Source organism: Clostridium tyrobutyricum (assembly GCF_019144085.1).
Lineage (GTDB): Bacteria > Bacillota > Clostridia > Clostridiales > Clostridiaceae > Clostridium_B > Clostridium_B tyrobutyricum_A.
Window position 1 is genome coordinate 1 of record NZ_JAHHUY010000086.1, and the last position, 628, is coordinate 628.

Annotated in this window: 1 protein-coding gene; it reads left to right on the top strand. The window is 31.8% G+C overall.

The genetic code is table 11. The features are described from left to right. Positions 1-608, top strand: a 608-nt coding sequence (locus KM800_RS15110) for a transposase (RefSeq protein ID WP_217813824.1), incomplete at its 5' end; no start/stop codon positions are given. Between the last annotated feature and the right edge of the window lie 20 nt (positions 609-628).

Here is a 628-nt window from a genome sequence, read left to right on the forward strand (position 1 = left end):
TTGATCCATCCGTAAGGATTTGTACTGTTGATGGTACTGCATTAAGAAGCTCAAAATATGATAGTCAAGCCAAGTGTGGCAGAGGTACTCGTCTTGGAAAATATAAAGGTTATAAATTACATTGTGCTGCATCAGTAACGGATATCGTACTGCCATTATCATTCAGCTTAACTACTGCAAATGTATATGACAATCAAGTTTCAGATTTACTTTATGAGGTGAAAACTTATAATCCATTTGTTATACTTGCGGATGCTGCCTATGATGATAGTTCATGGTTTAAAATATCTCAAGATCTGTCTCTAAATTTGTTAACAGATATAAATATGCGCAGATCTAAAAATATTGAGTCTTTTACCGATGAACTTAGATATCAAAATGCTTTGTTTCTTGAATCTCCAATAGGCTGTACCCTATATAAACAAAGGATAAAAATAGAACAATTATTTTCTGTACTAAAAGGCTTATATAATTTGGAGAATCCAAGACTTTACGGTAAAAATCGCTATGAACGTCATATTAAGTGGGTTCTTCTCGCATATTTAATAGATGAATTCAACAAAAACAAAAATGGAATAAAATCTAGAAAATATCCATGGAATCTCTAAAAATTCCAATGCTATCGCAT